19 protein-coding genes are annotated in these 19265 nt (G+C 41.8%); 4 read left to right on the top strand and 15 right to left on the bottom strand.

The features are described 5' to 3' along the window. Positions 1 to 88: 88 nt before the first annotated feature. On the top strand, positions 89 to 1276 hold the full coding sequence (locus tag H70737_RS03645; protein ID WP_042184850.1) for a YhgE/Pip domain-containing protein: 1188 nt from the start codon (positions 89 to 91) through the stop codon (positions 1274 to 1276). A gap of 46 nt (positions 1277 to 1322) precedes the next feature. Beyond that, on the top strand, positions 1323 to 1862 hold the full coding sequence (locus tag H70737_RS03640; RefSeq protein WP_042184848.1) for a PadR family transcriptional regulator: 540 nt from the start codon (positions 1323 to 1325) through the stop codon (positions 1860 to 1862). A 76-nt stretch (positions 1863 to 1938) separates the two neighbouring features. Here H70737_RS03640 and H70737_RS03635 read toward each other — a convergent pair whose 3' ends face one another. From H70737_RS03635 to H70737_RS30575, 15 genes are all read right to left on the bottom strand, one after another. Then, entirely contained in the window at positions 1939 to 2925 is a 987-nt protein-coding gene (locus H70737_RS03635; RefSeq protein WP_197071263.1) for a FecCD family ABC transporter permease, read from the bottom strand. Beyond that, positions 2925 to 3965 (bottom strand): FecCD family ABC transporter permease, encoded by a 1041-nt coding sequence (locus H70737_RS03630; RefSeq protein ID WP_052404149.1) that lies wholly within the window; start codon positions 3963 to 3965, stop codon positions 2925 to 2927. Before H70737_RS03630 ends, H70737_RS03635 begins: the two co-directional genes overlap by 1 nt. A 65-nt stretch (positions 3966 to 4030) precedes the next feature. Next, positions 4031 to 4852: an alpha/beta hydrolase gene (locus H70737_RS03625; protein ID WP_052404148.1), complete on the bottom strand. Its 822-nt coding sequence runs from the start codon at positions 4850 to 4852 to the stop codon at positions 4031 to 4033. Then, positions 4849 to 5859: an ABC transporter substrate-binding protein gene (locus tag H70737_RS03620; protein WP_042184843.1), complete on the bottom strand. Its 1011-nt coding sequence runs from the start codon at positions 5857 to 5859 to the stop codon at positions 4849 to 4851. Before H70737_RS03620 ends, H70737_RS03625 begins: the two co-directional genes overlap by 4 nt. A gap of 112 nt (positions 5860 to 5971) precedes the next feature. Further along, positions 5972 to 7084, bottom strand: coding sequence for a helix-turn-helix domain-containing protein (locus tag H70737_RS03615; protein ID WP_042184841.1), 1113 nt, complete (start codon positions 7082 to 7084; stop codon positions 5972 to 5974). A gap of 194 nt (positions 7085 to 7278) precedes the next feature. Further along, on the bottom strand, positions 7279 to 8139 hold the full coding sequence (locus H70737_RS03610; protein ID WP_197071262.1) for a hypothetical protein: 861 nt from the start codon (positions 8137 to 8139) through the stop codon (positions 7279 to 7281). Beyond that, complete coding sequence (locus tag H70737_RS03605) at positions 8132 to 8710, bottom strand: sigma-70 family RNA polymerase sigma factor (RefSeq protein WP_052404147.1); 579 nt, start codon at positions 8708 to 8710, stop codon at positions 8132 to 8134. Before H70737_RS03605 ends, H70737_RS03610 begins: the two co-directional genes overlap by 8 nt. Positions 8711 to 8989: 279 nt before the next feature. After that, on the bottom strand, positions 8990 to 9523 hold the full coding sequence (gene ssuE / locus H70737_RS03600) for an NADPH-dependent FMN reductase (protein WP_042184840.1): 534 nt from the start codon (positions 9521 to 9523) through the stop codon (positions 8990 to 8992). Continuing rightward, positions 9523 to 10881, bottom strand: a complete 1359-nt coding sequence (locus H70737_RS03595) for an LLM class flavin-dependent oxidoreductase (protein ID WP_042184838.1) — start codon at positions 10879 to 10881, stop codon at positions 9523 to 9525. The genes ssuE and H70737_RS03595 overlap by 1 nt, the downstream gene beginning before the upstream one ends. A gap of 247 nt (positions 10882 to 11128) precedes the next feature. Beyond that, positions 11129 to 12136, bottom strand: coding sequence for an ABC transporter substrate-binding protein (locus H70737_RS03590; protein ID WP_042184836.1), 1008 nt, complete (start codon positions 12134 to 12136; stop codon positions 11129 to 11131). 105 nt (positions 12137 to 12241) lie between these two features. Beyond that, positions 12242 to 13087 (bottom strand): ABC transporter permease, encoded by an 846-nt coding sequence (locus H70737_RS03585; RefSeq protein ID WP_442950247.1) that lies wholly within the window; start codon positions 13085 to 13087, stop codon positions 12242 to 12244. After that, complete coding sequence (locus tag H70737_RS03580; protein ID WP_042184834.1) at positions 13088 to 13897, bottom strand: ABC transporter ATP-binding protein; 810 nt, start codon at positions 13895 to 13897, stop codon at positions 13088 to 13090. Positions 13898 to 14150: 253 nt separating this feature from the next. After that, positions 14151 to 14855: a CPBP family intramembrane glutamic endopeptidase gene (locus tag H70737_RS03575; protein WP_081951028.1), complete on the bottom strand. Its 705-nt coding sequence runs from the start codon at positions 14853 to 14855 to the stop codon at positions 14151 to 14153. A gap of 235 nt (positions 14856 to 15090) precedes the next feature. Further along, on the bottom strand, positions 15091 to 16206 hold the full coding sequence (locus H70737_RS03570; RefSeq protein WP_042184832.1) for a slipin family protein: 1116 nt from the start codon (positions 16204 to 16206) through the stop codon (positions 15091 to 15093). A gap of 386 nt (positions 16207 to 16592) precedes the next feature. Continuing rightward, the gene (locus tag H70737_RS30575; protein ID WP_156113052.1) at positions 16593 to 16742 is read right to left on the bottom strand and encodes a hypothetical protein; all 150 of its coding nucleotides are present in this window, start codon (positions 16740 to 16742) and stop codon (positions 16593 to 16595) included. A gap of 62 nt (positions 16743 to 16804) precedes the next feature. Here H70737_RS30575 and H70737_RS03565 point away from each other — a divergent pair, with 62 nt between their 5' ends. Next, positions 16805 to 18115, top strand: a complete 1311-nt coding sequence (locus H70737_RS03565; protein WP_042184831.1) for a helix-turn-helix transcriptional regulator — start codon at positions 16805 to 16807, stop codon at positions 18113 to 18115. Next, positions 18102 to 18926 (top strand): WYL domain-containing protein, encoded by an 825-nt coding sequence (locus H70737_RS03560; RefSeq protein ID WP_042184829.1) that lies wholly within the window; start codon positions 18102 to 18104, stop codon positions 18924 to 18926. Before H70737_RS03565 ends, H70737_RS03560 begins: the two co-directional genes overlap by 14 nt. Positions 18927 to 19265 lie beyond the last annotated feature (339 nt).

Raw genomic sequence — 19265 nt, 5'->3', positions numbered from 1 at the left:
TTATCGTACTATAAACCTCACTCAGTTAAAAGTACTTTAATTAGAGTACTAAAATAAAAGTGTCATTCAGAAGAAAGAAGGTATACAGTTGAAGTTTTCACAGTTTTTGAAGTCCAAAGGGGCCATTGGTTCTATTTTTATGGGTGTGTTCTATGCCATTGCGATGCTTGGTATTTTCTTACCAGGGTATACAGCACTTCCAGGGAACATGGATGATTTAAAAATTGCTATCGTCAACGATGATGCAGGTAAACATGGGGCTCAGATTTCGAGTCAGTTTTCGGAGAGCTTACCATTCAAAACGATAAAAACCGATGTATCGAATAAAAAGGCGATGGATGAATTAGAGCATAATAAGTTAGCTCTAGTTGTCCATATTCCAGAAGAATTTTCCGCCAACGTTCAAAGCGGTAAGGTATCCGCAAGTATTGATTTCACAGTCAACGAAGCCTCTGCCACCATGGTATCTTCAGCCATGTCTTCCGTTGTAGGAGAAATTAACAAACAATTAAGCGCGAACTTCTCAGAGCAAACCGCAAAAGGTGTGTTAATGAACTTTAACGTACCAGAAGAACAAGCCACCGCAATGGCTACACAAATTGAGAATAGTTATGTCGGGAATTATGTTGTCATCAATGATGTTCCGGACGGCATGCACAACAACATGCTACCTATGTTCTTAACTATGGCTGGTTATGTTGGGGCAATGATTGCCTCCATGCAATTAGTTGCTTCTTTTAAAGCGAACCGCGGGAAAGCAAGCAAGACAAAACTGTTTATGTTCGTTCAATTAACAGCTTTATTAATCGCTGTATTATCAACAGTCGTTGCTTTAGCCATTGCATTCTCTATTGCAGATGTAGACCTATCCTTACTGTTACCAGTTGCTGCTCAGCAAATTCTAATGTATATGGCTGCATTTAACGTATGTGCGATTATGGTCTTCCTAGTTGGCGAAGGCGGTATGGTCTTAAATATTCCAATCCTGCTCATGCAAACCATCGCCAATGGTGCTACCATGCCTCGTGATATGATGTATACACCATACGATTGGTTCGGCCGCATCACACCGATGTATTATTCTGTACAAGCTTATTTGGCACAAATGTTTGGTTCCATCAGTCCAGCACCCTTCTTATGGGGATTAGCAGGCGTATTTGCCGGGGCTATGTTGATTAACATTGTAATCGTCCGGTTTGTTCATAAACCTGTACCTCTGACTAAAGAAGCTATACTGCCCGTTGAAGTTAAAAATACAGCTGAAATAACCGCCTAGGTTTGGTAAGATAGAGTTTAGCCAACAATTAGGAGTGGGTTCTGTGATGTCAATTCAAATTTATATCTTAAGTAAGTTAATGGATGAAAATAATTATCCTTATAAATTAAAAAAAGAACTATCCACCCCTATTCCTTTTGATAAATTGCTCAATCTATCTGAAAGCAAACTGTATTATCACTTTGAATCTCTTTCGAAACAGGGCTTAGTTGAACAGGTAGAGATTATCAAAGAAGAACATCGTCCAGACAAACAGGTGTTTTCCATTACCGATAAAGGGCGCAAGCAGCTCCCGCTCAAAATTTATAAGGTAATAGAAGATGCAGAATCTATTTCAGAGATGATTGTCGCTCTTGTGAATCTTCGTTTTGTAGAGACTAATAAAGTGATCCCGATTATCGAGAAGAAAATTGAACAGTCACTGATAAGAAAAGATCAATTAAATCAAATTTACCATCAAATAGATGTAGTTAGCTCCACTCGTGAAGTCGTAGATTTCATGGAAAGCTACTACGTTTCTCAACTTGAGCAATCTATACACTGGTGGAAAGTTCTTTTAGAAAAGCTGAAAACGAAAACGATATAAAAAAGAATGCCTTGGATTATAGCATAATCAAGGCATTCTTTTTTATATCCAGCACCAATCGCAAAGCTTTTTTCAATTATTCACTTTTAATCAATAAATATAAAAAGTATGGGGCACCGATTAAAGCCACAATTACTCCTGCTGGTATTTCAGTATTGGCTACTACCATTTTACCAAGCGCATCTGCAATAACAACTAATCCTCCACCTATTAATAGGCATGCGGGAATCATTATTTTATGACCACGAAAGAGTCGTCTAACTAAATGTGGAACTACTAAACCTACGAATCCAATACTTCCACTAACGGCAACCGCTGGTGCCGCTAATAATACACTACACACTAAAAACCAAACGCGATATTTATTTAAAGATACCCCTAAACTAATGACTACAGGATCGTTAAGCCTTAGCACATCCAATATAAGATGATTCCGAATTAATAAAGGCACAATAATAAGTAACCAAGGCAGCATAGCATACACGTGACTCCAATTACTATTCCCTATGTTCCCTGCCAGCCACACTTTGATCATCTGATATTGCGAAGGATCTAGTACGAAGGTTAACACAATCATAAATGCGCTAATCGCAGCCGCAACAGCAATACCTGTATAAATTAATCGAATGGGGATAATGCCTTGATTGCGATCATAGGAAAGCAAAAATAACAGGGCCACAACAATAAAACCGCCCAATAGGGCATAGAATGGCTGAACATAAGTGTGTAGGCCAGTAGAGCTATTTTGTAACAGCAAAAATAACATCATGGATAATCCAGCTCCAGCATTTATCCCGAGTATGCCTGGGTCTGCTAAGGCATTTCGACTTATGGCTTGTAGCAGCATTCCTGCTATCGCCAACGCGCCACCCACTAGAAACCCCAATATCATACGAGGAATACGAAACTGAAAAAGTACAAGCTCCTGTCTCGGTGTTCCATTTCCTAATAGGGTCTGCCATAACTCTTGTAAGCTTAAGCTGCTTTGACCAGTAGATACACTATATATAAAGCCTAGCAGTAAAATGATAGCTATAATTAAAAATTTCCATTTTAGCTTCACTATAGTTCCCGCCTTTCTTTACGTGCCAAATACAGAAAGAACGGAACTCCAATAACTGCAATTACAGCACCTACAGGTATTTCATAAGGGGAATTTACGATCCGTGCCACTAAATCAGCAAGCACAACAAGGATGGCCCCCAGAACTGCCGATAATGGAATAATATAACGATAATCTACACCCACTATGTAACGTACCAAGTGCGGAGCAATTAAGCCAACAAAGCTTACAGATCCGGCCAAAGCACATGAAATCCCAGCTAACATAAAGGCGGATAAAAGCGAGAGATTTTTGATAAGCTTAATATTAACGCCTAGCCCTTCCGCTGTCTCATCCCCTACTGATAATATTGTAATCGACTTTGAAATTACGATAGCAAGTAATAGAGCAAGGAGCATCCAAGGCAACATTTGCTGTAAATGAGCCATACTAATGCCACTTAAACCTCCTCCATACCAAAAAGCCACCTGCTGTGCCACTGAAAAAAAGATGCTTATGCCTTCACTTAAGGCAGTTAGCATAGCAGATATGGCAGCACCCGCCAATACAAGTCGAATAGGTGTCATTCCTCGTTTACTTAATAAGCCAACACTAAAGACTAAACCCGCTCCCAATCCTGCACCTAGAATACAGAGCCAAAGTGTGCCTGTAAATGTAAGCGTAGGCAGGAAAACCATAGCAATAACTAGCGTGACACCTGCTCCAGCATTTAATCCAAGAATTCCCGAATCCGCTAAAGGATTGCGACTAATCCCTTGAATAATCGCTCCACTTACTGCAAATCCAGCGCCCGTTGCCATAGCGGCAAGTACCCGGGGTAAGCGAATGGATTGGATCACCTGATGGGTAGAAGCCTTATCATCAAAAGCAATGATCGACATGAATACATCTGCAAAGGGTATTTTTTTCGCGCCAAGGGCCATAGCAAGCACTAATACGCCTATTAATAGGAGGAGCATGAAGATTAGCAATAATAAAAAGGAAAGCTTTTTTTCTCCTGTTAGAGATGATTTCTGAACATTTGTGACCAATATTTCCAACCCTTTCCCTTCACTTACAAAAAGAGCCAGCCAAGGGCCAGCTCAGATGCAAACGAATATAATTTCTAACGCAAGTCAGAGGATGTTGTAAGCAAAAATTTGACGGCCCGACTAATCGCACCCGAGATTACGCTCACATGCTCCTCTTGCGCAAGCAATGCCCAGCTTACTTCGAAGCTTGGAATGTGTAAGGACATCATGCTGTTACATAGATCCAAGCTATCCTTGACCATATAATCCAGCTCTTCTCCACCGGCAATCATAAGCGTTTTAGGTAAATGACTTAACGTATTGCTGTGTAAATCAGCTTTAAAATTCTCATACTCATTTAATAGTGAATAATCATTCCACCAGATGGAAGCACTACTTGCAATATAATGCGAAAACAAGGTAGGTTGTGTAAACAAGGCATGCAGAACAAATAATCCGCCAAAGGAATGACCAAACAATGCTTGCTTCTGCTCATTTATAACGAACCGCTGGGCAATGGCTGGCATTAACTCTTTTTCAAAAAAAGCAAGCAGCTCATCTGCCCCGCCAAATTCAGGCCAAGGCTCCCCGTTAGGACGTTTCGGTAAATTCGCAAGCTCGGCTGGCATGGTTAAATCATAGGTTCGACGCACTGTATCAAACGCTTCACCCCCAGGATAGCCGATGCCGACAACAATCGCGGGTGGATATCCTTTGGGCTTACGCGTCAGCAATCGGGTGATTTCAGCAGCGGTTTCAAAAAGTCCATTACCATCTAGCACATAAATGACGCCGTAGCCATCTTTTGCAGGCTCATCTAAAGGTTTGGCAATAAAGATTTCATAGTCCTTATGATTAGCTTTACTCGTAATCAGCATCGTTTCATAGTTGGGCTTTACATACGGTTTGATGATCATGGCTTTAGGAACTTCACGATATCGTCCATCGTCTTTTGATAAGCAATTAATCCGCTGGATCTCCAGTGATCGCCATCCACCTCGAACACTTTACCCGCTTGGACTGCAGGCAGCGCTTTCCATAAAGGACTAGCTTTAATGTCTGCCAGGAAGGCATCCCCGAGACCATCATTATCGTTAATAAAAATGTAATCAGCGTCTAAATCAGACAGCATCTCCAGCGAAATATCCGCAGACATCTCACCTTCTACAAGAGTACTTTGAGCAAAACCTAGCTCACTCAGCACATATCCCCCGTAATGGAAGTTACCCACTAAAAAGATTTTACGCGCATTCGCATTAATATAAATCGCTTTTTTACCGGCAGAAACACTAGCTAACTGTGCTTTAGTCTCTTCTAGCTTTGTATTATAAGCAGCAATAGCTTCTGTTGCCTTATCCTCTAAACCTAGCAATTTCGCAATCGTTTCTGTTGCTTCCACTACGTTACCAAGTGCATTCTTAAACACGTAAGTTGGAGCAATTTGCGAGTAGTTTTCATAAACACCATTTTGTGCATAAAAAGCAGTTGGGAATATAATTAATTCCGGCTCCAAATCCACTACAGATTCTGGAGAGGGAATACCATTAGCGAAGCTGATTTCTTCTACACCACTTAAAGTATCCTGTAGATATTGCTGCGGTCTTTCACCCGTGGACCATTGCGCTACCGGGGTTACACCAAGCGTTACTAAGTAGTCCTCTAGACCAGGCGCATACACCTTTTGTACAGTTCCGGGAATGTTTACTGTATTGCCTACTTGGTCAGTTACTACAAACGCTTCTCTAGCCGCTACTTCCGTTTCTTTTACAGCTGGTTCCTCCGTTGCGCTCGCTTCGCTAGTTGTTGCTGGAGTATCTTTTGCTTGCTGATTCGCTGCATTATTACTGCCGCAAGCTGTTAGTAGAATGGATAATAAACCAACCATTACAACATAACTTATTATCTTTGTATTAAACCCCTTCATGATTGACCTTCCCTCTTTCCTATTTTCTCAATAATAATCATTCTCAGTATTGAGTGTATAAGAGATAGGGCTCATTGACCATGTAACATCTTATGATTCCTCATGTACATTTTCAAGGTATCATCATCACTGCAACTTCTTCTAGCATCCGCTTTAAAGCTACTGGGGAATATTCGAACCAAGGATCAGAATGAATAACATAGATTTGTTGCTGTTTAATAGCCTCTAACTGTTTGAATCCAGCGTCTCTCTGCAAATGATGCCATGTTGCGCGTGACTCATCATCAGGGCATATAATCGTAAACAGCTTATCTACTTCCAACTTACCTAGCTCATCAAGAGTAATCTCGGTATTATATAGACCAGGCTGCTCATAACTAGATACCGCTCCCAAATCCTGAAACAAAAGATGCTCGATGCCTGTATTGCAATAAGCAAAGATTTGCTGCTGATAAATACGTATAACTAGAACTTTAGGTGGTGTAGTGGTCCAGCCTAACTCCCGACGAACGCCTTCCAATCTTGCCCTATACTGTGTGATCCATTGTTTCGCTTCTTCTTGTTTATTTAATCGGGCAGCAAGTTCAGTTAATGCTATTAAGCAATCTTGTTTATCATCCAGCCAATAGATTGGAAAATGCTCCTCTATCTGTTTTACCAGCTCTGACGACAAATCTTTTGGAGAAATAAGAAGATCGATTGGCAAATGCAATAGCTCATTTGGGCTGCAATAATTTTTATTCTGGGTCAAGGTTACCTTATGCTCGATTTCTTGCGACCACAAATTATAGTAGTACGGTGTCCATTTTGCACTTAAGGGTGCAGCAAATGGGATGATTCCTGCCGCATGTAAATACCCCATCATATTCCCAGTTACAACACCGATATTAGATTTTTGCTGGCTGGAATACATGGTTGGGGATATCCCTTCGACCTTTTTGAACACTCGGCTAAAATAAAACTCATCACTATATCCAACAGCCTCTGCTATAAACTTCAAGCGAACGTCTTCCTTTTGCAATAATTGTTTAGCCTTTTGAATCCGCAACTGGGTAACAAACTCCATTGGACTTTGTATATATTCCTGTTTGAACGCTGAGGAGAAATAACTGGAACTAAGACCAGTAAGATCTGCTAAATGAGCCAAAGATAAGGGCTTCGTGAAATTCTTTTCTATGTATTTTCTAACCTCACTTAAATCTGTCTTTTGAGATTGTTTTTGCATTCTGTCACCTCTTTACTGCTTGGATGAATTTTATTGAAATCGCTGATTGATAATTATTCTCAATTATACTTTTGTTTTGGGAAGCTAGCAATGGTTGGAAGTATATAGCCTCGTAAAAAAAAAGACGCTCAGGGGAATCCCCTAGCGTCTTCTTTATGTGTATCTATGGGCATCGCTACCCTTAGTAGACCATCTTATTTTGAATCTACAACCGGAACCGAAGCTGGAGCTGCAACTACCCCTTCATTCTTCTGCAAATTCTCTTTCACTTCTTCAGTCCCTAAGGACTGTACAGGAGCACCGATGCTAAAACTGTCGATGATCTTCCCAAGTGTGGCTTTGTCAAAGTCTTCTTGGGCATACAGTTCAACGGTAAAGCCATCTTTTTCCCAAATCACAATTCCATTTGCAAAATAAACCTTAGTCCCGTTAATTACTTCTGTCTTCACTTCTTCCGTAGTACTGATCCCATTGTCGCCGCCCTTGGAGATTAGGAAATTAACAGCTTTATCCCCGGAGTTATACTGCACTTCAACCATGCTGGTCCCCTGAAGAACAACATTCACAAACTCATAGTCTGCCATCCAGGTTGGTGCCGGGAAGTTCATTCCAAGCTCCGCACGTGCTTCATCCAGGGTCAACTTGGCCGCAACCGGCAATTCAATGGCAACATTCTCCCCGCCTTTCCCCTCTTCAGATGGAGTCATTGACTGTGCAGCCGAAGGGATTTCCTTATCGTATTGCGTGATTTCGAGATTTCCTACTTCAAACTTTGCCATGATCGATTGGAACATATCCTGTGCATAGGAGGTTGCAGAGAATGCGCCACCTAGACAAATTACTGCACTACCAATCACTATTGCATTTCTCCAGCTACTTTTTTTCATCGTTATCCCGTCCTTTTTCTCTGATTTGAGTTCAAGAGCTCCATGGTCCAACTTGTATACTAAACGGTTATAAATTCTTTCTTTGGCGGCAGTGTTATCCTGTTCAACATTCTCAAGCAGTTCTATGGTTTTGCTGAATTTTGTGAGATCATCATTTTTCTTATTCATGGTTGAATCCTCCTGCTTTTAAGGAAATATGCAGTTTCTTCAGACTTCTATGCAATACGACACCAATATTGGACTCACTGACGCCCATGATCTGTGCGACTTCGGAATTTTTCAGCCCAGCCCCATATTTCATTGCAATGATATTACGTTCCTTCTCACGCAGCTTGGAGAGCGCCTTAAACAGTGCTTGATTATTATCCTCACGAATCGCCAGTTCCTCCGGAGACGGCTTGGGAAATATGAGCTCCAGCAAAGAATCTAGTGAGGTGTAGCTTCTTTTCTTCTGCCCCCGGAAGTAATCCGTCACAGCGTTCCTTACAATGGCAAACAACCAAACCTCAAAATTCGATTTTTCTTCTGAAAAGCTGTAATACTTACACATCACCGTCTCAAACACCTGACTACAAATGTCCTCCGACACGTGGTGGTTATTAATACGATAACTAATATATTTGTAAACACGTTTGTAGTACGTATCGTACATCCGGGTAAATTCCTCTTTTGACATCATGGCACCACGTGATCTTTCGATATTCTTGTAACGGTCCGCAGTACCCTGGATAACTTCCATCTTCACCCTCCTTCCACCTCACCTTCATCGAAAAGCTAAACAAATTGCGCAATTTGTTGTGAAGAAACTTACATAAGTTAATACGTAGAAAAGCCCAAACCATTAACAAATGTTTTGATAATTGTGGGATTAAGAAACCATCATACAACTTATAGTTCACCAAATGGAGACGGAGGACCTTTTTCAGCGATCGTTCATGGGGTTAATAATCACAACACAAAAAAACGCCACCCCGAAAGGCTGCGTTAATGTTAATCCCTTACTTACTGCTCCCCTAGCTTAATTAATTATTTTTGCAGGTGCAAGCTTTAGTAATTCTACATTTAGGCGTTGCTCTGCTTCCTCATCAATACGATAACCATCTGCTTCTAACCGTTCTATTTGCCGATCTAAGAAATAAACCGTATTAAAAATCTCAGTAGCACCCAGCACGGATAATACAGGTTTCAATGCATATTCAATAGCTAGAAGATGACCTAACGAACCCCCAATAGCAATAGGTACAATTCGCTTATCAACCAGCGCTTTTTGCGGAAGGAGATCTAAATAGGTTTTTAAAATCCCCGTATAGGAAGCTTTATAGATAGGCGTTAATATGACAACAATATCTGCTTCTTCCACTAGCGCATTGGCCCCAAGAATCTCCTCGCTGGCAAAATTGGCCGTAAGCAAATCAATTGCAGGTAGCTCATGGACATAGATCGAATGATGCCCAATCCCCTCTTGTTCTAAAAATCTTCCAACCTGCTGATGGATAGCAGTTAACCGGGACTTTCTAGTATTTCCTCCATTAATAATGACTGCTTTGCTCATTACACATTCCCTCCTGTGCTCGCAACGGTTAGTGCTTTTTCAAGTGTGGGTACAACAGGTACAGATAGTCCTAAATTTCCTCGAAGCGTGTTACTCTCATATTCAGTGCGGAATAAGCCCCTACGCTGTAGTTCAGGAATTACCAATTCAACAATATCGTTAAAACCTTCTGGGAAATGGGGAGGCATCACATTAAATCCATCTGCCCCTTCATTTAAGAACCATTCTTCTAATTGATCTACGATTTGTTCAGGGGTTCCAACGATTTCCCGGTGTCCGCGTGCTCCAGCGATCCGTTCATAAATTGCACGTATGGATTGCAGATTTTCACGTTTGGCAATATCACGAATAATGTTGTAGCGGATACGCGGATTGGTCTCATCTTCAATGGAACTGAATTCCGGAAGTGGTTCTTCGACATCATACCCTGACAGATCAATGTTAGTGAAAGCTGACAAATACGATAATCCTACCTCAGGCAAAATGTAGCTGTTTAATTGCTGCTGTTTCAACAAAGCTTCTTCCTCAGTTTTCGCTACAGTAATAAACACACCCGGCATGATCTTCAAGTCCTCCGGCTTACGTCCATATTTATCCAACCGACCCTTTACATCCCGATAAAAGGTTTGCGCTTCTTCAAGGGTTTGCCATGCTGTAAAAATAACTTCCGCGGTCTTCGCCGCCAGTTCTTTTCCAGATTCAGACGACCCGGCTTGAACTATCACTGGATGTCCTTGTGGTGTTGTGGATGAGTCAAGTGAACCTTGCACTTTAAACCAGGCTCCTTCATGGTCAACAGGATGTACCTTGTCTACATTTAAATACCGGCCTTGTTCCTTATCGATGACTAGCGCCTCAGACTCAATGGATAACCAGAGCTGTTTGACAACCTCCACAAATTCCTCTGCACGTTCATAGCGGGATGCATGCTGCAAATGTTTATCCTTACCAAACAGGAGAGCTTCCCCCTCATTAGCTGATGTTACTACATTCCAGGCGGCACGCCCCTTGGATAAATGATCAATAGCTGCAAATTTACGCGCTACATGGTATGGATCGTTATAGGTAGTCGTCAAAGTGGCCGTTAACCCAATATTCTTAGTTACCGCTGCGAGTGCCGAAATAATAATAACGGGGTCTAGCTTCAATGATGATTGTGCATTTCCCGAAAGCTTTTGACCCAATACATCTGCAAAAAACACCATGTCGAACTTACCACGCTCAGCCGTTTGTGCAATCTCCGTTAAATACTCCAAATCAAATGCCCGACTTGCCCCTGAAGAAGGATGACGCCAGCTTGCTACATGATGACCAGGTAGATTAATGAATGCCCCGAGTTTCATTTGTTTTTTTGTCATGCTAATCACTCCTATTGTTTAATTTTTGTCCGAGAGTAGAGCTTAAGATTTCTCTATTAAGGTAAGTGCGTGACTGCGGGGAATGTTTGGACTTCCGGCCGCTGTTGTCCCCAGATTTCTTGATTATTTACGTGTTTCACAGTTGAAATCCGGTGACAAAGGCGGGCGCTATCGCTCCTACAGTTCCAAACTTCCCCTCCGCCACTCTTCCTTTTTAGATTGTTTTAGGTTCAACTTATATAGAAAATTATTTAGCAAAAGGATTAAATTCGTTCGTATATAACTCTTCCGGTTTCACTTGGCCTTCTTTAAGCTCCCCATTTGCCACAAGCCAATCAATCCAAACATCGTATTCCGATGGTGTGATCACACCGCCTTTTTCAGAGATGCCCGTACTCTTCCAAAACTTAAGATTATCTGTGGTTTCCTTGCGTTCACGCTTATTAATAATTTCCTCGAATCGTTTAATTACTTCCTCCCTAGGTGTCGTTCGGGCCCATTCAATCGCCTTAGCCACTCCATCTACAAATTGCCTGACGGTATTAGGATTATCCTTGATATACTGATCTGTGAAAAAGTAATCACCCGCAGTAAACTCTGTCCCAAACACATCAATATCCTTGAAAATTTCTGCGACCCCTCCTGTTGTTAAAGCCCGATCCCGGGCAATCCCGCTTAACATAACCACATCGATCTGATGATTTCGCAGAATCTGTTCTGCACTAGAACTTGGGACTGTAACCAAGGTTACTTGTTCAATTTCTTTTTCGGTCAAGTTGCCTTGGCGTAAATAATCTTTAATGACGAATTCCGAATGAGCACCGAGAATATTCACCCCTACCTTTTTACCAATAAAATCTTTAGCCGACTTTATAGCTCCCCCCTCGAGGGCATATGCACCTACATACGTATTTTTATCACTGCCATAGGAGCCAATGACCGACTTTATTTTTACGTTCTTGGCGTAAGATTTAATAATGGCTCCATTGAATGCTGCACCAAAGTCAATTTGTTTCGTCGCGGTTAATTGAATGCTTTCCGGACCACCCACGCTGTCACCTATAGACTCTAGCTTCAAATCTCCTAAGTAACCTAAATCCGCCGCCAGCTCTGGGAAAGAGACACTTCCAGGTGCAGATTGATATTGGAGGATCTGATCTTCTCCACTTTTGGCGGAGGACTTCCCCTCTGAGCAGCCAGATAAAATACCACTAACCAAGCCTACAAGTATAAGCAGTGCTACTGTTTTGTTCATCTCACTTCTCCTTTTCCAAATGAATTGTATATTTCTATATGACAAATTAATTCAAGCGGTTTAGTTGGGATTAATAATAAAAAAATATCATTCAAGATCATCCTTCTATTCATTCACCGGTTGCTTCCATTTAGAAAATTTACGCTCGAGCAAGGTCAAGCCTTGGTTGATTAGCAAGCCCAATAAGGCAATGGTTAATATACCGGCGTACATTTGAGGGATTTGAAAGTTATATTGAGAATAAGTGATTAAATACCCTAAGCCTTCTTTTGCCCCTACCATCTCTGCAGCAATCAATACTAATATCGCTCCTGTTCCTGCCATCCGAATACCTGTAAAAATAGTTGGCACAGATGCCGGCAAAATCACCTTTAGAAATAACTTAAACGACTTAATATTCATGGATTTGGCCGCTTTTATAAGCAAGGGATCAACGTTACCTACAGCAGCAATCGTATTTAGAAGAATAGGCCATGTGCAAGCAAATAGGACGATAGTAATCTTAGATGTCTCACCAATCCCTAGCAGCAGCATAAATACCGGAAGTAAAGCGAGCGCAGCCGTATTTCGGAACAACTCCAACACTGGATTTAACAACTCCCTAGCTAATGGATACCAGCCAATCAGTAATCCTAACGGGATCGCAATTATTACCGCTAACGCAAATCCACTGAACGAGCGAATGATACTCGCTAAGAAATGAGTGAATAGCTCACCTGAAGCTATCAAATTCCATAAGGCGGTGATTACCTCAGAAATAGGTGGGAAAAATGCTGTGTCAACTAAGCCCGCCCGTGGTGCGATTTCCCATAGTAAGAACAATAAGACTAAAACAATAGACTGTTTAAACACCTTAAGCACGCCGGAAAAAGAAACAGGATTACGTTTCTTAAGCTGTAACGTTGAATGAGCAGTCTTTACCGATTCGATGGGAATACCCTCCTTTATCAACTAAATATACGCACCTTTGTATTCAGGTTCATGCAAATAACCCCACACTTCATGCCGAGCCTTCACAAAATCAGGATGTGAGCGAATATCCGCATCTTCCAATCGTGATTTTAGCGGAATATTTACAATCTTCCTCACCGTCCCGGGTCCTGGTGTCAGGACGACTACTCGCTCCCCAAGATAAACGGCCTCATCAATACCATGCGTAATAAAAATGATGGTTTTTTGGGTCTTCTGCCAAATTCGTAAAAGCTCACTTTGCAGTGATTCTCTTGTTTGGGCATCCAGTGCGGCAAAAGGCTCATCCATTAACAAGACGTCTGGGTTAAAGGCAAGACTTCTGGCAATGGCTACACGCTGCTTCATCCCCCCGGAAAGCTCATGAGGATAACGATCTCCGAAATCACTAAGCCCAACTAATGAAAGAAAATGCCTAACCTGCTCTCTACGTTCGTGCTTTGGGATTCCCTTTGCTTCTAAGCCAAATTCAATATTGCCACGCGCGGTCTTCCATGGAAATAAAGCATACTGCTGAAACACAATACCCCGATCAAGCCCTGGACCTGTTATGGGGTGACCATCTATTAAAATACGACCGTGTGTGGGAGACGATAAACCACTAATCAAATCAAGCAAAGTTGATTTCCCGCAGCCACTTGGACCCACTATCGTTATAAATTCACCTTCTCTTACGGAAAAATCCAGCTCTTGTACCGCTGTGAATTGCCCTGTTCCCTCCTTTTGCTTGGAATCTCGAACACTGAACGTTTTCGTGACACTGTCAAACCTGATTTTTTCAGCAGCAGCCATTGACTTCACCTCAACTAGTTATGATTACGGGAAAGTGATCGTTCGCCAAAAAGGCTCAGATGACAACGACTAGCGTTTGTCCCCTGAGCCTCTGGTTGAACCAGTCAGCATATTCCGTTTTAAACATTTGAACGCTTAAATTTAAATATTCGCAATTTGTATTAATCTGATAGGATTACTATATTTTAATCCGATGGGATTGTCAACAATAAATTCAACTCTACTTAATTAAACCCAGTATTGGCAGATTTATTCAACGAATGAAATGCTGCATGATGAATGGTGCTACTGACGAAGCTGTAAGCAAGCTGAACAATGTAATTGCATAGTCGTTCAAAATATGCGCGATACTAGATGCCCAAATATTCTTAGTCTTCATATAAGCCCCTGTAAGAACAAGACGTACAAGGCCAATACCTACAAGTGCTTGTACGAGATTCCAATGATAGGTTGGTAGGTGAATGGCTCCGAAGATCACTGCTGTAACAAGAAATGCAATCCAGATTCCCGCTCTGCGAGAAAGCTTGAAATTCACCACACACAATTGCAATATAAACAGGAATGGTAAAATGGTTAACAATTCTTCACCAACAAGTTGAATCCCCATTTTGACAAACATCAATACTTTACCAAGAGAATCAAGTTCTGCAAAGACATTAACTACCGCATCAGCTACAGTATTAACTTTTACTACATAGACTAGAATGAGACCGACAATCGGAGTAGCAATTATATTAAAGATAAAGAACAGCACACCCCACTTAACATCATTCTTTGTAATTTTACGAAACAGGTGATTCGCATGACCCTTAGATGCCCAAATGAATGCAACAAGCGGAATTCCCGTGAACAATATAGGTGCTAAATATTCGTTAACTTTCAATGGGATAAACGGTATTCGAGTGGTCAACGCGATAAATCCCAATACAATCGCTACCATTACAACGAGCCATTTCATAACAGGAATTTGTACAGGTAATTCATTGTAAAACGGGTAATCTAAATTTTCTTTTGCTTTTTTTCATGGGTTTTCTTCCTCCAAATATCGTACTAAACTCTTGATACCCATAAGTTAAACCACTTATATGAACCTATTGTGAACTGGATGAATATACAGAAACTTTTCAGAAAAAAAACCAAAAAAATGCCAATCTCCATTAGGAGTGGCACTTATCTATTCCATTTGATATTCCTTATTTGCCTGTCGCTTTTCGTTCGCCAAGTAAAGAGTTTAGTTGCTCCAACAAATCCCCGCCACCCGTAAAAGATATGGATCCGATTTTCTCGCATATTCTCTCGAGGAATTCCAGCTCTTTCAGTCGGAACAGCGTCTGATTCTCGTCCATTAGCTTTGCGGTGTTAAGCAAGCTTCGGGTCGAGGCCGTTTCTTCACGACGAGTAATTAGATTTGCCTGTGCTCTTTTCTCCGCAAGCAGAACGGTGTTAATTATATCTCTCATTTCCCCTGGCAAAATGACATCCTTAACCCCAGCACTCAGGAAATCTACTCCGAACTCTTCACCCTTCTCACGTAAACGGGATAGGACGAACGACGCAACGTCCTCTTTTCGTTTCAGAAGATCATCCAATTTGAGCGTTCCGACATATTCCCGCAGCATAAGCTGAAGCTGGATATGGATTTGCTCGTCAAATGACTTCATTTCCAGAGCACGTAATGGCGTTACGATCTTGTACTGACAAACGAAGTTAAGCCGCAGCGAAACTTTGTCTTCAGTCATGATCTCTTGGCCGATGAGATCCATTTGTTGTTGTCTTAAATCAATCGTCTTTACCACAGTCGAAACTGGACCTCTCCAGAAGTGGTACTTGCCAGGAGGAAGTTCTCGTTGCAATACATGATCATAAAACAGAAATCCAGATTCGTAGCTCGCAATTTCGTAGGACTGCACATTAGCTGTTAGCTTCGCTATAATTGCGCGGTTTACCTCGACAGGCAATTCAGGTTGTCTGATATCTGCATGGAAAAAGGTGTGTTCTTTAAGTATATTCCAGAATGCGTAGACACCAGGCTTAAGTAATTGAACAAATTGCCCGTCCTCATAGTACAGAACATACTCGTGATCTTGTACACATACGATATCGAGCTCACGCACGAGATCTTCATCATGAAGGAATAACTTCATATCTTTTCCTTCCACATTAAACGGTTTAGCGATATTCAACACCACAACGGTGGATTTTGACCACATTGAAAAGTGATAGCTCCCCGGCATCAGTTTTTTCACATAACTTCCTTTATGAAATAGCAAACCACGTTCGTCAGCTTGAATCGTTACTTTGTTCAACATAATGTTTCCCCCTAATTAGTTCGACCATTGGTCTTAGAATCCCACTGAAGTTCTGGCGGAATCTCGTTTTAGCTAAGCGATTTATCTGTTGTTCTCATGGATATTCTCACACTTTAATCTAAGAGAACTTCCTGAAATTTCGCACAAGCGGTATCCACGGATTGCAAAGCCTTACTTCAGTGCACTAAAGCTAGCTGCAAGGGATTCTAGCCTTTGATCTTTTCTTCAATTTTTCGCTCGATTTGAAGTCGAGTGCTCTACCAGAATCGCGTCCAAGGCGATTGGGGAATTGAACCCCAAATAAGGGATTCATATCGATCCGATCGTACAGGATACCGTAACATAGCATGCACGGCACTGCGGGATACATCGATATCCGCGCCTCGTTACGACCGTCCAAATAAGAACCAATGTATGATGAAACGCCATTTGGCGTTTACCATCTTGCTAAATGCTGTCTTACAGGTTCTATAATCGCTCATTTCAGCCTTAACGAACATGGTGAAAGTATTACGACTGCATATAAACTTTTCCATTACACCCAAATCCCTCCCCTGTTACAATGGAAGAAGATGCTTCATTTGAACGGAGGATACCTTTGGCTAAGGAAAGCTTTGATAAAGAAATACAGTTTCTGCGAATGCTGGTGCTTACGAGCGGGGCATTCAGCAGACAACAGTTCGCAGACAGATTGGGGATTTCCGTTCACACCTTTGATAAAACGATCCGACGACTCAAACAAGTAGCTAGCTCCACGCACCAGCACTTGGCAGATGAACAGAGCAGGGAATTTTCCGAGACCTTTCGCCTCAGATATTATGACTCCACCGATCCATTACTCTTATTTCTATTCCGCGCCAAATCCGTAAAGGAATCTGAAAGCCAGCGAGTCTCGCTGCTTCTAGGTGCAATGAATGGACAAGCCTTGACTGCGAAGGATTTATTGGAGATGTGCTGCAGCAGTCTGCCTTCTGATCTACCTTTACCTGACGAAAAGACCATTCGCTCGGATCTCAAATACTTGGAGGAGGTCGGAGTCATTACAAGAGAGCCGGGATCTCGCCCGTACCGTTATCGAATCCAAGACGACTTGATTCGAAGCTTATTGGATGAAGAGCTTATGGATTTATATGATTTTGTAGATGTGATGGCGAACACTCAAGTCCCTTCCGTTCAAGGATATTTACTGCGTGATGGATTAAAAAAACATCTTCTCCGCAATCAAGTTGAGCGGCATGCCGTTGAACCATTTTTATATAAATATCACTATTACTCGAGGATTTTAGATGAGGCGCATCTGTTTACACTTCTTCATGCCATGCGCCATCGCCGCAAAGTCAGGTTTCTGTATTTCTCACCGAAGTCTGAGAAAAGCTACGCATCCAAAAACACCAATCCCCTGTTTGAACGTGAACCAGAGGGCAAAGCTGAAAAGGTGGTTCCACTTAAAATTGTGTACGATCATCAATATGGAAGATGGTATTTGCTCTCATATGATAGACAGGGTATTCGGAAATACCGGATGGAAGGAATTACGCAAATCGAAGAAGCTGAACCTGTGGATGAGATCTGGTACGACGAAAAGAATAAAGAACTTGCCGAGAAGATTAGGTACAGCTGGTTGATAGATACTGGCCGGCCGGTGACCGTACGTGTCCGGTTTTTTAATCCGGGAGGTTCGGAACCGAACTTCATCAAGGAACGGGTACTCTTGCAGGGACAATGGGGGGAAATTGTATTTGAGGATGAACATTCGTTTATTTATGAAATCATCGTAAACGGGGTAACCGAAATTAAGCCATGGCTGCGTAGCTTCGGTTCCAGCTGCGAGATTCTGGAGCCCGCTTCGTTTCGCCGGGAAATCATTGCAGAATGGAAGGAGATCCAAGCTTACTATGAATCTGTTTGAGAAAATATTCAATCACCAGATCATTTCCCGATTGGAGGACTCCGGTACTTTCATGATCACTTCGCACGAACGGGTCTGGCTGAAGACGATGCTGGAGCATCCCTCGGCAGCTGATGCTTTCACTGCGGATACTATGGACAAGCTACGTACTGCCCTTGAGTCGGAACAGGGGATGGATATTTCCAATCATTTGATTGAAAAAGCCCGTACGCTAGAAAAGCAGGTCTACCACCCTCTTCTGCGATCTTTGCGCCGGCATATCATGAATAAAACGGGCATTCTTATCACCTACGCGATTAAGGGCGAACGTATTAATAAGGATCATTTGGGATTTCCGTATAAGCTGGAATACTCCATGGTCAAAAGAGAATGGTATTTGCTCTGGTATCACACTCGGCATCACTCCTTGATGAGTACCCGGCTAAAGAAGATCCAGTCCGTCACATCAGAACCAATCGAACCCTCAGCTGCAGAGAACATTCTAAGGAAGATCGGAGAAACGCTTGAATCGCGTAAAACCGAAGTCATCATTGAAATTGTCCGCGTTTATAACGCAGAGCTATCCCGTATTCTATACGCCTTCTCCAGCTTTGAAAAAAATGTTGAGTATGATACGGAGAAGGATACCTATCGAGTCAGAGTTTCTCTGCTTGGGGATGAGCTCGAGTATTTACTTTCCAAGATACGTTTTCTGGGAAAGCGGGTTTGGGTGGTCGAAGGCGATTATTTGAAAAAGCGGATGCTCGAATCATCGTCAAAAGCTTTAGAGCGTTATGGAATCATACCAACCGATGAAGAACTATCTTCGTAATCTGAGATAAATAAGAGTCATGTAGTTACCAATCTATGCCTACATGACTCTTTTGAATTACCTATTAATATTTGCTCAATATAGATGTTAATACATCTCCATCAATGTTGCCTCCGCTTATGACAAGAGCGATGTTAGTTGATCATTTACTCCAATCTTTTTTATCTGTATTTTATTCTTCCGCACCATCAGTATTATGACTCAACCCGATCTACTACTACATTTTTCACAGCATTGCTCACCAACACAGCCACTCTCCACAAGGGATGAATGTCCGGTTTGAACAGCTTTATACGATGAATCTCCAACAAAGTTTGATATATTTCCGCTTACGAGATA

Source organism: Paenibacillus sp. FSL H7-0737, assembly GCF_000758545.1.
In the GTDB taxonomy this organism is placed as follows: domain Bacteria; phylum Bacillota; class Bacilli; order Paenibacillales; family Paenibacillaceae; genus Paenibacillus_AQ.
The sequence above is the reverse complement of the archived record's forward strand: the minus strand, read 5'-3'. Positions and strand labels throughout refer to the sequence as shown.

What these genes read in the sequence shown, in the direction of transcription:
- H70737_RS03640 (WP_042184848.1), top strand. Translation starts at nt 1,323, where the DNA reads ATGTCAATTCAAATTTATATCTTAAGTAAGTTAATGGATGAAAATAAT.
- H70737_RS03625 (WP_052404148.1), bottom strand. Translation starts at nt 4,852, where the DNA reads ATGATCATCAAACCGTATGTAAAGCCCAACTATGAAACGATGCTGATT.
- H70737_RS03620 (WP_042184843.1), bottom strand. Translation starts at nt 5,859, where the DNA reads ATGAAGGGGTTTAATACAAAGATAATAAGTTATGTTGTAATGGTTGGT.
- H70737_RS03615 (WP_042184841.1), bottom strand. Translation starts at nt 7,084, where the DNA reads ATGCAAAAACAATCTCAAAAGACAGATTTAAGTGAGGTTAGAAAATAC.
- H70737_RS03610 (WP_197071262.1), bottom strand. Translation starts at nt 8,139, where the DNA reads ATGAATAAGAAAAATGATGATCTCACAAAATTCAGCAAAACCATAGAA.
- H70737_RS03605 (WP_052404147.1), bottom strand. Translation starts at nt 8,710, where the DNA reads ATGGAAGTTATCCAGGGTACTGCGGACCGTTACAAGAATATCGAAAGA.
- ssuE (WP_042184840.1), bottom strand. Translation starts at nt 9,523, where the DNA reads ATGAGCAAAGCAGTCATTATTAATGGAGGAAATACTAGAAAGTCCCGG.
- H70737_RS03595 (WP_042184838.1), bottom strand. Translation starts at nt 10,881, where the DNA reads ATGACAAAAAAACAAATGAAACTCGGGGCATTCATTAATCTACCTGGT.
- H70737_RS03590 (WP_042184836.1), bottom strand. Translation starts at nt 12,136, where the DNA reads ATGAACAAAACAGTAGCACTGCTTATACTTGTAGGCTTGGTTAGTGGT.
- H70737_RS03580 (WP_042184834.1), bottom strand. Translation starts at nt 13,897, where the DNA reads ATGGCTGCTGCTGAAAAAATCAGGTTTGACAGTGTCACGAAAACGTTC.
- H70737_RS03575 (WP_081951028.1), bottom strand. Translation starts at nt 14,855, where the DNA reads ATGAAATGGCTCGTTGTAATGGTAGCGATTGTATTGGGATTTATCGCG.
- H70737_RS03570 (WP_042184832.1), bottom strand. Translation starts at nt 16,206, where the DNA reads ATGTTGAACAAAGTAACGATTCAAGCTGACGAACGTGGTTTGCTATTT.
- H70737_RS30575 (WP_156113052.1), bottom strand. Translation starts at nt 16,742, where the DNA reads ATGGAAAAGTTTATATGCAGTCGTAATACTTTCACCATGTTCGTTAAG.
- H70737_RS03560 (WP_042184829.1), top strand. Translation starts at nt 18,102, where the DNA reads ATGAATCTGTTTGAGAAAATATTCAATCACCAGATCATTTCCCGATTG.